The following is a 12,561-nucleotide window of genomic DNA, read 5'->3' as shown; positions in this document are numbered from 1 at the left end:
CCTAGTTAATTCAGGCGAGTTCGGTCAGACCATCATCAGCAGCACGGCAACAAAAATGCTGCCGGCGGAGAAGGTCATGGTCCGAGACGACCAAGTGTTGAACCAACCTTGAAAGCTGGCGAGATCACGGGTCAGGGAAGTGGGCTGGCGACTCCAGGACTGTCGGTCGAGGCGGAAGAACACGTAGATCTTCACCAGTGCGCCGACGATCTGGTTGTAATAGAGAATCGCCGGGTAGGCCGGGCCGATCGTGTGACCGGACAACGACAGCAGCACGGTCAGGATCAGGCGGGTAATGCCGATCCACAGCAGGTAAACCAGGATGAACGCGGCGCCGTACTTGACGGTGGCGATGAGCGCGACCGTCAGGCCAAGCAGCGACGTCCACATCGACACACGCTGGTCGAACAGCACCACCGACGTGAACAGGCCGAGGCGTTTCATCCCCAGGCCCAGGGCGCGGGAGTTTTGGCGCAGGTTGTTGCCGTACCAGCGGAACATCAGTTTGCGGCTGGCCTTGATGAAGCTTTTTTCCGGCGGGTGTTCCACGGTGTGGATCGCGGCATCCGGCACGTAGAACGTGTCGTAGCCCAGGCGCATCAGGCTGAACCAGCTCGACTTGTCATCACCGGTGAGGAACTTGAAGCGACCCAGGCGCCAGTGTTGCAGCGAATCGCTTTCGACGTCGGCGATGAAGTCCGGGTTGGTGACCACGGAGGCGCGGAATACCGACATCCGGCCGGTCATGGTCAGTACGCGCTTGGACAAGGCCATCGAGCACATGTTGATGTGGCGCTGGGCGAAGCGCAGTTTGTGCCATTCGCTCATGATGTAGCCGCCGCGCACTTCGCAGAACTCGTTGGTGGTCAGGCCGCCGACATTGCCGAACAGCTGGAACCACGGCACGGTCTTGAGCACGACGCCTTCGGCCAGCACGGTGTCGCCATCGATCACTGCAACCACGGCGCGGTCGTCCGGCAAGTGGCGGGAGATGGCGCGGAAACCGTAGGCCAGGCCGTCGCGCTTGCCGGTGCCGGGAATGCGCACGAAGTCGAGCTTGACGCGGTCCGGTGGGTTCATCCGCGACCACAGGCTTTTCACCAGCTTCTCATCGGACATTTCCACGATGGAGCAGACCATGGTGGTCGGCAGGCCGCAGTCGATCGCTTCGCGAATCACCGAGGCGTAGACCTGGGCGGTGGTCAGCGCGTCGATTCGAAAACTGGTGACCATCAGGAACACATGGGACGGGTCTGCCGCTTTACCCAGCTTGCGCACTTTGCGCCGCAGGTGCGGGTAGACCACGTACAGAAACAGCATGCCGCGCAGAAAGTGCGTGGCACCCATCGAGTAGCGCCAGATACCGACGATACCGATCAGGAAGATAAAGTCCCTCGACTCGGAGTCGAATGTGGACGCAGGCAACGCCATGGCGATGCCCATCAATAAACTTAGGTAAAACAGCCAACCGGCGGCCTGAAGTAGGCCGTGCTTTAGCCTGTGCATAATCTGCATCCGTCTCGATCTCGGGCGAGCCTGTGGGGTGGCCCGATGGGGTTAAGGCAGGCGTAAATGCCGAAGGTTGCGGCGCCCGTGATAACGCGTTCGCGGGTAAGCCGGCCCCCGTAGGAGCCGGCTTGCTGGCGATCAGCGCGAAGCGCTTACAACCCGCCGGTTACCAGCAGATGCCTTCGGTGCGGCCACTGACGCTGGTGGCTTGGGACATGAAACCGACCAGGTCGATCACTTGCTTGCCCTGTGGCGCTTGTTGCGCCAGTGCGCGGAATTTCTCGTCACGGTTGCCGAGGATGATCACGTCGCAGTTGTCGATCACGCTGTCGAAATCGGCGTTGAGCAAGGACGAGACGTGAGGGATCTTCGACTCGATGTAGTCCTTGTTCGCGCCGTGAACACGGGCGTATTCGACGTTGCTGTCGTAGATGCTCAGGTCGTAGCCCTTGCCGATCAGCATTTCCGCCAGGTCAACCAGCGGGCTTTCGCGCAGGTCGTCGGTGCCGGCCTTGAAGCTCAGGCCCAGCAGGGCGACTTTGCGTTTGCCGTGGCTGGAGACGATGTCGAAGGCGTTCTGCACCTGGGACACGTTGCTGCGCATCAGCGAGTTGAGCAGCGGCGCTTCCACGTCCAGGGAACCGGCGCGGTAGGTCAGGGCGCGCACGTCTTTCGGCAGGCAGGAGCCGCCGAACGCGAAGCCAGGGCGCATGTAGTACTGGGACAGGTTCAGCGTCTTGTCCTGGCAGACCACTTCCATCACTTCACGACCATCGACGCCGACAGCCTTGGCGATGTTGCCGATTTCGTTGGCGAAGGTCACCTTGGTGGCGTGCCACACGTTGCAGGTGTACTTGATCATCTCGGCGACAGCGATGTCCTTGCGGATGATCGGTGCGTCGAGTTCTTCGTACAGCGATTGCAGGACATCGCCCGACGCTTTGTCGAACTCGCCGATGACGGTCATCGGTGGCAGGTCGTAGTCGGCGATCGCGGTGCTTTCACGCAGGAATTCAGGGTTCACCGCGACACCGAAATCGACACCGGCTTTCTTGCCGGAGCAGTCTTCCAGGATCGGGATCACGACGTTGGCCACGGTGCCCGGCAGTACGGTGCTGCGAACCACGATGGTGTGGCGGGTGGTCTTGTCACGCAGGACAAAACCGATCTCGCGGCACACGGCTTCGATGTAGTTCAGTTCCAGGTCGCCGTTCTTCTTGCTCGGCGTGCCGACGCAAATCATCGACAAGTCGGTGTCGCGAATCGCTTCGGCGAAGTTGGTCGTGCCGCGCAGGCGGCCCGTCTCGATACCCTTCTGCAGCAATTCGCCCAGACCCGGTTCAACGATCGGCGATTTGCCGGCATTGATCATATCGATCTTGTCTTTGGCGACATCGACGCCAACGACGTCATGGCCCCGTGCAGACAGGCATCCGGCACAGACTGCACCGACGTAACCCAAACCAAATATGCTGATGCGCATCGCATTTACCTCTCAGTTAATCAAGTCTGTTTCATCAAGCCATTACATGGCCGGAATTAATGGTGTTAAGCGGTAGTGCACTCGCAAGTGCGGCCTTATCGGCGCCATACTGCAGCGCTCAGGCAAAATAAGTTCCGAGTGTCTAAATAAGTACACTCAGGATGTGCGAACTAGGCCTTGTTATTATGATATGCCCTGTCATGCAGCCGAGCTTCTCTGCGGAAGTCACGGGTGCAAAGGTCTTGCGCGCTCAATGCCAGGCAAATAGCCCGTAAATCAAGCGGTTGGGTGCTCAGGCGAGCACGTTTATAGGGGCGTGGCCTTGGCCTGACAGTGGATAGTGTTGATGCGTTATCTCCTGTCCTTCAGGTATTGCGCAAATCAGGGATTAGTCGCGGAAGTTAATGTGACAACTTCGCTGGGTGAATCACTGTTCTGCGTAAGTTATCTCGTACATGCACCGTGAGAATCGTTACCGGTGGTATGAACTACGCATCTGGACATAGTTCCGGCCCGCTCATCGCGAATCCTGAAATTTCTTGAAATATTGACTGAGATGGCACTGCTTTCATATTGCTAGCAACGTCTGTTTCACCCTTGATACATAGGGCTATGAGCGCAATAGATAGGAATGTGCCACTACCGCTGAAAATTTTCGGTGCCACTACGGAAAAAAATCGGCGAAGTCGAGTGAAACTAAAGTTAGAGAAATGAGCGCTGGATTTCTGACGTCAATAAGACGTCGAAGTGGGCGGGGGATTGTTCGACGATCAGACGTCGGCGCATGACGGCTCATGAAGTGTCGTGCGCCGACCGGGTGACTACTCTGGCGCGTGATCGCGCAGAAAGACCAGCTTGTTCGCTGAGGACTGCTCGGCGCTGTAGCGATAGCCCTGCACGTCGAACTGTTTGAGGGCAGCCGGGTCGTTGACCCGCTCTTCAATGACAAACCGGCTCATCATTCCGCGGGCTTTTTTTGCGTAGAAGCTGATGATCTTGTACTGGCCGTTTTTCAGGTCCTTGAACTCGGTATTGATGATGCGCGCGTTCAGCGCGTTGCGCTTGACCGCGCTGAAATACTCATTGGAGGCCAGGTTCAGCAGCACGTCGTCGCCTTGATCCGCCAGGGCTTCGTTCAACCATTCGCTGATCCGCGTCCCCCAGAACGCATACAGGTCCTTGCCGCGGGCATTGGCCAGTTTGGTGCCCATTTCCAGGCGATACGGTTGCATCAGGTCGAGTGGACGCAACAAGCCGTAGAGGCCCGACAGCATGCGCAGGTGCTGCTGGGCATAATCGAAATCGGCTTCGCTGAAGGTTTGCGCGTTCAGCCCGGTGTACACGTCACCCTTGAATGCCAGCAGTGCCTGTTTGGCGTTGGCGGGGGTAAAGGCCGGCGTCCAGCTGCCGAAACGCGCGGCGTTGAGCCCGCCGATCTTGTCGGAGACATGCATCAACTCGCTGATCTGCATCGGGCTCAGCTCGCGCAACTGCAGGATCAGCTCCTGGGAATGGTCGAGGTATTGCGGCTGGGTGAAGCGCTGGGTTGCCGGCGGTGTTTCGTAGTCGAGGGTCTTGGCGGGGGAAATCACCATCAGCATGAAGTCGTCTCCTTTAATCGTGGGGGCGATTCTAGGGGGTTGTTCGTGTTGACTCCAGCTATGGGTGTGATAGGTGATCGGTGGCTATCCGCTATCCCCTTGTGGGAGCGGGCTTGCTCGCGAAGGCGGTGTGTCAGTTTCCGATGATGCCGACTGACACGCCGCCTTCGCGAGCGAGCCCGCTCCCACAGGAGGCCGTGGCACCCTCGGCATCAGCTATAGTGCCGCCCGGGTTTTGTTATGGAGACATCCCATTGCGCATCGCTTTTCTATTCTCGGCCTGGCTCTTGAGCTTCAGCGCCCTGGCGGCACCGGGCGAGGCGGCGACGCTGGATCGCACTACCTGGCCCGAACAGCTCAACAACCCGACCCTGTTCGACGTCGCCTCGCGCGCCGAGATTCTGATGTTCGCCAGCGTCCTGCTGGCCAGCGAATCCCTGGACGAACCGAGCCTGGCCCAGCGCCTGGGCCTGCGCACGATCAACCTGGCGTCGGTCAACCACCTGCGTCAGCGCCTGTGGCAACGCTTGCTGGGCAACTACAACTTCGCCCAGCAAAGCTGCGATCAGGATGCCTCCTTCTGTTTCCTGGTCGAGGACCTGGACACCTTGCGCCAGCAGGCGGCCAAGTTTCAGGTCAGTGACGACAGCTACTACATCAAGTGGGCCGAGCCGAGTCGGTTGTTCCATGCCCGCTACCTGGACGAGCAATTGCGCAAGGCTGCACTGTTTCCTCAGACCAGCAGCGAAGTCGATCGTTTTGGCGAGCATGAGCGCAACGGCGAGCAGATGAATGACCGGCTGTTCCTGCTGACCTTCGACAGCGCCGCCAATGCCACCCCGGACAACACCGCCTGGGTCACCGAGTACCTGCGCAAGTCGAACATCAGCGGCACCTTCTTCGTCCTCGGCAAGGACATCCAGGCGCGCCTGGCCGAGCGTTCGGTCGCCAGCCTGCAAGCCACTTATTCAATGCAATGCATCGGCGTGCAAGGCTGGGAGTTCCGTTCCCACAGCCACTGGCAGGACTGGCAGGACTCGGTACGACGCAGCGTCGAACTGGTCAAAGGCAAACTGCCGGAGAATTACCTGCCGCTGTTCCGCCCGCCTGACGGTCAGCGTCGTGCGGACGCCGAAACCTTCTTCAACGCCCAGGGCCTGCAAGTGGCGCTGTGGGACATCGATGCCCAGGACGGCGCGGGCAAGCTCAAGCCCGACCAGAGCGCGCAACGGGTGTTGACCCTGATGCTGTTGTGGCGCCACGGCGTGATCAATTTCAACGTCAAGCAAGATGGCGTGAAAACAGCGATGCCCTGGCTCGTCACGCAAACGGCGCAGAGCGGGATCGGTTGGGAAGACTGTCAGGACGGGTTTCGCTGAAAACGGCAAAATCCCGTAAACATTGGGCGGAGGGCGATTTCAGGAGGGAATTCGGTGCAGGCGGACTTCCGACTTTAACGGCACATTGCCTGCACGCCAAGGGCTATTCGTCACTCTGAAAAATAAACTTCAAAAAAGCGTCAAAGTACTTTTTACTGTCACAGGTTTTGGAGTATTACGAAGACAGACCGCCGAAACCTGCAACACAGGTGGCGTCTTCCAAGACCCAGCTTGTTCGCAGTTCACTTGAACCCTCGCAGGTGAATTCGGTGGCCACTTCGAGGCGCAGCACTGTCACGGTATTGCGTCGACTGGCTCCCACAAAGGTGACCGAGTATGGATGATCACGGACGTAGTTTTTCCTCCAACCAGCCAATCCTTTATGTACTCGATACCAACGTATTGATCCACGATCCAAACGCCCTGCTTAATTTCGAAGAACACCACGTTGCCATCCCCATGACCGTGCTTGAAGAGCTGGACAAGCTCAAGAGCGGGCATCACAGCGTGGCCGCGGAATGCCGCCAGGCCATTCGGCTGATCGACAAGACCCTGGGCGACGCCAGCCCTGAAGACGTCGAGCTCGGTGTGCCGATCCAGCGGGGCAAAAGCGGGCCCAAGGGTTTGCTGTCGATCCTGATGAGCAAGCGCGCCGAACCGAACATCATTCTGCCCGAGCACCTGAACGACAACATCATCATCAACCAGCTGATCGACCTGCACGCGCGCGAGCCCAAGCTGCCCGTGGTGCTGGTCACCAAAGACATCAACATGCGCCTCAAGGCCCGGGCGTGCGGGATCGCGGCCGAGGACTACAGCACCGACCAACTGGTTGACGACGTCTCGCTGCTGCCCAATGGTTATCACAACATGGACGGCTCGTTCTGGGACCGCGTGAAGAATGTCGAAACCCGTCAGGACCACGGTCGCACCTGGCACCAGGTGCAGTTGATCGACAACCTGCCGGCGGTGCACATCAATGAGTTCATCATCGACGAACAGGGCTTTGTCGGCTGGATCAAGGAGATCGAGGAAGACCGGCTGCTGATTCTCGACCTGCACCAGGAACCCCTGTTGCACCAGGAAGCCTGGGGCCTGAAACCGCGTGACATCTATCAGAGCCTGGCGCTGTACGCCTTGCTCGATCCGGATATCCACCTGGTCAACCTGACCGGGGCCGCCGGCTCGGGTAAAACCATCCTGGCCCTGGCGGCGGCGATCGAGCAGACCATGGTCAGCAAACGCTACCGCCGGATCATCGCGACCCGTAGCGTGCAGGGCCTGGACCAGGAGATCGGTTTCCTGCCCGGCACCGAAGCGGAAAAAATGGAGCCCTGGCTGGGCGCCATCACCGACAACCTCGAAGCCTTGCACATGGATGACGAAAACACCCATGGCAGCGTCGACTACATCCTCAGCAAGGTGCCGCTGCAGTTCAAATCCCTCAACTACATTCGGGGTCGCAGCTTCCAGCAGAGCCTGATCCTGATCGATGAATGCCAGAACCTCACGCCGCACCAGATGAAAACCATCATCACCCGTGCCGGCGCCGGTTCCAAAGTGGTGTGCCTGGGCAACCTGGCGCAGATCGACACCCCTTACCTGTCCGCGACCAGCTCCGGGCTGACGTACTTGACCGAACGTTTCAAAGATTTCCCGAATGGTGTGCACATCACCCTGCAAGGGGTGCCGCGTTCGATTCTGGCCGAATACGCCGAATCGCATTTGTAACCACGTAACCCGAAAACCGGGCGACTTCCAGGTCGTCCGGTTTTTTTATGCCTTACTCAAATCGAAATGGGGGAGCGGGCTTGCTCGCGAATGCGGGGTGACAGTCTCTATCTGTGGCGACTGACACACCGCATTCGCGAGCAAGCCCGCTCCCACAGGGGGGGTGGTGACTCTGATAATCAAAGGTGCGGAAATCTGACCCACAGGTTTACAATCGGGACTCCTGATCAGGAGTATCCCTGTGCTGACTCATCTCGATTCCCAAGGTCGCGCCAACATGGTCGACGTCACCGAAAAAGCCGTGACGTTCCGCGAAGCCACGGCCCAGGCGCTGGTGCGCATGCTGCCCGACACCCTGCAAATGATCGTCAGCGGCGGTCATCCCAAGGGTGATGTGTTTGCCGTGGCGCGCATCGCCGGCATTCAGGCGGCGAAGAAAACCAGCGATCTGATCCCCCTGTGTCATCCGTTGCTGCTCACCGGCGTCAAGGTCGAACTCAGTGCCGAAGGCGACGATACGGTGCGCATCGTCGCGCGCTGCAAGTTGTCCGGGCAGACCGGCGTCGAGATGGAAGCCCTGACCGCCGCCAGTGTGGCGGCGCTGACGATCTATGACATGTGCAAGGCCGTGGATCGCGGCATGACCATCGAAAGCGTACGTTTGCTGGAGAAACTCGGCGGCAAGAGCGGCCATTTCCAGGCGGATCAGCCATGAACGTCACCGTGAAGTTTTTCGCTCGTTATAGAGAAGCGCTGGGCGTCGACTCTGTGAGGGTTGAAGGCGACTTCGCCACCGTTGATGACGTGCGCGCACTGCTGGTCCAGCGTGACGGTGCCGAAGTGCTGAGCGAGCAGAACCTGATGTGCGCGCGCAACGAAGACCTGTGCCAGCTCGACGAGCCGGTGAGCGATGGCGACGAAGTGGCGTTTTTCCCGACGGTAACCGGAGGCTGAGTCATGGCGATTCGCGTGCAGTCCACGGCGTTCGATCCGGGTGCTGAAGTCAACGCCATGCATGCCGCCAATGTCGGCGTCGGTGCGGTGGTGAGTTTTGTCGGCTACGTGCGCGACTTCAATGAGGGGCTGGATGTGGCCGGGATGTTTCTGGAGCACTACCCCGGCATGACCGAAAAAGCCCTCGGCAAGATCGCGGTTGAGGCGCAGCAGCGCTGGCCGTTGCTCAAGCTGGAAGTGCTGCATCGTATCGGCGCCCTGGAACCGGGCGAGCCGATCGTCTTCGTCGGCGCCGCCAGCGCCCACCGCCAGGCGGCATTCGACGCCTGCGCCTTTGTCATGGACTACCTGAAAACCCGCGCGCCGTTCTGGAAGAAGGAACACACCAGCGATGGCGCGCGTTGGGTGGAAGGGCGTGACAGTGATCATGCGGCGGCGGATCGCTGGAAGCAGTAAGTTCTGTGGCGCTTTCCAGTACGCCTTCGCTGGCAAGCCAGCTCCTACAGGTTTTGTGTCGTGCACCACCTATCATGCGATTGACACCCTACCTGTAGGAGCTGGCTTGCCAGCGAAGAGGCCATCCGCAACACCCGATTTCCGCCTGACCCACCTCCCGACCACCTCCCGACCACCGGCCGGCACATCTTTACTCCCCCCAATTGACGCCTAATACATAAAAGTCCAGTATGGATTTATAAGTACAAAAAAGGCCTCCCCCCCGTTTCTGCTCTTTCTTCTGTCTTGCCAAACCAACAACAACCCGCGAGAGAACGAACATGAAGAAATTCCCCCTCATCACCGGTCTGGCCCTGAGCCTGTTGGCGTGCAGCACGCTGTTTGCCGCCGAGAAAACCCTGCGCATCGGTATCGAGGCGGCCTATCCACCGTTCGCATCGAAAAACGCCGAAGGCAAGATCGTCGGTTTCGACTATGACATCGGCAATGCCCTGTGCGCGCAGATGCAGGTCAAGTGCCAGTGGGTCGAAGGCGAGTTCGATGGCCTGATTCCTTCCTTGAAGGTGAAGAAGATCGACATGGCGCTGTCGTCCATGACCATCAACGAAGACCGCAAGAAGTCGGTGGATTTCACCCACAAGTACTACTTCACCTCATCGCGCCTGGTGATGAAGGAAGGGGCGGTGGTGGATGACCAGTACGCCAGCCTCAAAGGCAAGACAATCGGCGTGCAACGCGCAACCACCACCGATCGTTACGCCACCGAGGTGTTTGAGCCCAAAGGCGTCAACGTCAAGCGTTACAGCAACAACGAAGAGATCTACATGGACCTGGCGGCCGGTCGCCTCGACGCGATTTTCGCCGACACCATTCCGCTGAATGACTTCCTGACGATGCCCCGTGGCAAAGGCTATGCGTTTGTCGGGCCGGAGCTCAAGGATCCGAAATACGTGGGCGAGGGCGCCGGGATTGCGGTGCGCAAAGGCAACGCCGAATTGGTCACCCAACTGAACACGGCCATCGACGGTATTCGCGCCAGTGGTGAATACCAGAAGATTTCCGAGAAGTACTTCAAGTCTGATATCTACGGCGACTGATAGACCGCCTTCGCCAGCAAGCCGGCTCCTACAGGGGATCTTCAGTGAACGCCAAGTTGCTGAACGACGCGGATTCCGTGTAGGAGCCGGCTTGCTGGCGAAGACGGCGGTACAGTCGATAGAAGTGGTGACTGACAGACCGCTTTCGCTGGCAAGCCAGCTCCTACAGGGGATCTTCAGTGAGCGCCAAGTTGCTGAACGACGCGGATTCCGTGTAGGAGCCGGCTTGCTGGCGAAGACGGCGGCACAGTCGATAGAAGTGGTGACTGACAGACCGCTTTCGCTGGCAAGCCAGCTCCTACAGGGGATCTTCAGTGAGCGCCAAGTTGCTGAACGACGCGGATTCCGTGTAGGAGCCGGCTTGCTGGCGAAGACGGCGGTACATTCAGTAGAGGTGTTGGCTGACAGACCGCTTTCGCTGGCAAGCCAGCTCCTACAGGGGATCTTCAGTGAGCGCCAAGTTGCTGAACGACGCGGATTCCGTGTAGGAGCCGGCTTGCTGGCGAAGACGGCGGCACAGTCGATAGAAGTGGTGACTGACAGACCGCTTTCGCTGGCAAGCCAGCTCCTACAGGGGATCTTCAGGGAACGCCAAGTTGCTGAACGACGCGGATTCCGTGTAGGAGCCGGCTTGCTGGCGAAGACGGCGGTACATTCAGTAGAGGTGTTGGCTGACAGACCGCTTTCGCTGGCAAGCCAGCTCCTACAGGGGATCTTCAGTGAGCGCCAAGTTGCTGAACGACGCGGATTCCGTGTAGGAGCCGGCTTGCTGGCGAAGACGGCGGTACATTCAGTAGAGGTGTTGGCTGACAGACCGCTTTCGCTGGCAAGCCAGCTCCTACAGGGGATCTTCAGTGAACGCCAAGTTGCTGAACGACGCGGATTCCGTGTAGGAGCCGGCTTGCTGGCGAAGACGGCGGTACAGTCGATAGAAGTGGTGACTGACAGACCGCTTTCGCTGGCAAGCCAGCTTGTATGTTTAGACTTGTAGGGGTGGTGGGACTAAAAGCCAGCATCTGACTCTAGCCAGTACAGACCGTGGGAGACTTCGCCCCACCCCTTCACCAAAGCGCCGATAAGGAATGCATCGGCCATGACCGACGATAGAAGCAAGCCAGCGCAATGGTGAAGCCCCGACAAGCCTTTAAACCCTAACCCGGAGCTTTCTTTGTGGCAATGAGTGTCTCGCGTTCTGTAGTCGGAGTGGATGTCGCCAAGGCCGAAGTGGTGGTCTATCAGGCCGACACGGATCTGCTGTTGGCCGTGTCAAACGATAAACCGTCTCTTACAAAGTGGCTGAAAACGTTACCTGCAAACAGCGCCATCGCTATTGAAGCCACCAATATCTATCACCTGGATACGGTTGAGCTGGCTCATGCAATGGGACATACCGTCTATGTCATCGACGGCTTCCGTTTGAGTAATTACCGCAAAGGAGTGGGTGGCCGCGCCAAAACAGATGCCAGCGACGCCCGTTTACTGGCGCGTTACTTGAAGAACGAAGAGGAAGAGCTACGTCCTTGGAGCCCGCCGCCGAAGGTCTATACCAAGCTTCAAAGCCTGCTTCGAAGACGAGCGACATTGGTCCAGGCGCGTGTCAGTTTGACTCAAAGCTGGAACGACGAACCGCTGCTGAAAGCGGCATTCAAACAACAGATCGCTGCCATGGGCCGATTGGATTTACTCATCCAGAAGAAGCTGTTGGACGTCGTAAAAGAGGCGGGTCTGCTCGAGCAAGTCAAACGCTGCCAGGCCGTAGAGGGGGTCGGTTTTCTTACCGCCACCGCACTGACGATGGCATTTCAACGCGGCGATTTCGCCAGTGGTGACGCCTATATCGCGTTTCTTGGAATGGATTTGAGAGTCTCTGATTCGGGGCAGATGAACGGACGTCGAAAGCTGACCAAGAAAGGTGACTCAGAGATACGGCGCCTGCTGCATAACGCGGCGATGGCTGCCAGTCGCTCAAAGACCTGGAAGCCGTTTTACGAACGCTATCTGGAGCGGGGATTAAAGACGACTCAAGTGCTGGTCATCCTGGCTCGCAAGCTGGCACGGGTGGCATTCGCCCTGATGAAGAACCAGAGCGAATATCAGCCAAATCCAGTTTTTGGGGCTTCCCCCCAAACATAGAATCTCCTACAGGGGATCTTCAGTGAACGCCAAGTTGCTGAACGACGCGGATTCCGTGTAGGAGCCGGCTTGCTGGCGAAGACGGCGGTACAGTCAGTAGAGGTGGTGACTGACAGACCGCTTTCGCTGGCAAGCCAGCTCCTACAGGGGATCTTCAGTGAACGCCAAGTTGCTGAACGACGCGGATTCCGTGTAGGAGCCGGCTTGCTGGCGAAGAC

The 12,561-nt window shown here is 58.7% G+C and carries 11 protein-coding genes; 8 read left to right on the top strand and 3 right to left on the bottom strand.

Annotation, left to right across the window (positions count from 1 at the left end; genetic code table 11):
- Window positions 1-24 precede the first annotated feature (24 nt).
- From alg8 to yaaA, 3 genes are all read right to left on the bottom strand, one after another.
- Window positions 25-1,509 (bottom strand): mannuronan synthase, encoded by a 1,485-nt coding sequence (gene alg8 / locus ELQ88_RS29190; protein WP_168187316.1) that lies wholly within the window; start codon window positions 1,507-1,509, stop codon window positions 25-27.
- A 166-nt stretch (window positions 1,510-1,675) separates the two neighbouring features.
- Complete coding sequence (locus ELQ88_RS29185; RefSeq protein WP_128870166.1) at window positions 1,676-2,992, bottom strand: nucleotide sugar dehydrogenase; 1,317 nt, start codon at window positions 2,990-2,992, stop codon at window positions 1,676-1,678.
- An 821-nt stretch (window positions 2,993-3,813) separates the two neighbouring features.
- Complete coding sequence (gene yaaA, locus ELQ88_RS29180) at window positions 3,814-4,593, bottom strand: peroxide stress protein YaaA (protein ID WP_138969057.1); 780 nt, start codon at window positions 4,591-4,593, stop codon at window positions 3,814-3,816.
- A 254-nt stretch (window positions 4,594-4,847) separates the two neighbouring features.
- On the opposite strand from yaaA, the gene ELQ88_RS29170 reads away from it, so the two are divergent.
- From ELQ88_RS29170 to ELQ88_RS29115, 8 genes are all read left to right on the top strand, one after another.
- A complete protein-coding gene (locus tag ELQ88_RS29170; RefSeq protein ID WP_138969056.1) occupies window positions 4,848-5,972 on the top strand; it encodes a polysaccharide deacetylase family protein in 1,125 nt (374 codons plus the stop codon).
- Window positions 5,973-6,308: 336 nt separating this feature from the next.
- The gene (locus tag ELQ88_RS29165) at window positions 6,309-7,703 is read left to right on the top strand and encodes a PhoH family protein (RefSeq protein ID WP_128870169.1); all 1,395 of its coding nucleotides are present in this window, start codon (window positions 6,309-6,311) and stop codon (window positions 7,701-7,703) included.
- A gap of 241 nt (window positions 7,704-7,944) precedes the next feature.
- A complete protein-coding gene (gene moaC / locus ELQ88_RS29155; protein WP_064679623.1) occupies window positions 7,945-8,418 on the top strand; it encodes a cyclic pyranopterin monophosphate synthase MoaC in 474 nt (157 codons plus the stop codon).
- Entirely contained in the window at window positions 8,415-8,657 is a 243-nt protein-coding gene (locus ELQ88_RS29150; RefSeq protein ID WP_128869981.1) for a MoaD family protein, read from the top strand. The genes moaC and ELQ88_RS29150 overlap by 4 nt, the downstream gene beginning before the upstream one ends.
- Before the next feature lie 3 nt (window positions 8,658-8,660).
- Window positions 8,661-9,113, top strand: a complete 453-nt coding sequence (moaE, locus tag ELQ88_RS29145) for a molybdopterin synthase catalytic subunit MoaE (RefSeq protein ID WP_128869980.1) — start codon at window positions 8,661-8,663, stop codon at window positions 9,111-9,113.
- Window positions 9,114-9,433: 320 nt separating this feature from the next.
- Complete coding sequence (locus ELQ88_RS29135; RefSeq protein ID WP_128869979.1) at window positions 9,434-10,210, top strand: ABC transporter substrate-binding protein; 777 nt, start codon at window positions 9,434-9,436, stop codon at window positions 10,208-10,210.
- Window positions 10,211-10,301: 91 nt separating this feature from the next.
- Complete coding sequence (locus ELQ88_RS34230; RefSeq protein WP_161599994.1) at window positions 10,302-11,201, top strand: hypothetical protein; 900 nt, start codon at window positions 10,302-10,304, stop codon at window positions 11,199-11,201.
- A gap of 179 nt (window positions 11,202-11,380) precedes the next feature.
- Window positions 11,381-12,343: an IS110 family transposase gene (locus tag ELQ88_RS29115; RefSeq protein ID WP_138963519.1), complete on the top strand. Its 963-nt coding sequence runs from the start codon at window positions 11,381-11,383 to the stop codon at window positions 12,341-12,343.
- Window positions 12,344-12,561 lie beyond the last annotated feature (218 nt).

Source organism: Pseudomonas sp. MPC6, from assembly GCF_006094435.1.
Taxonomy (GTDB): domain Bacteria; phylum Pseudomonadota; class Gammaproteobacteria; order Pseudomonadales; family Pseudomonadaceae; genus Aquipseudomonas.
This window is presented reverse-complemented; position numbering and strand designations above follow the sequence as displayed.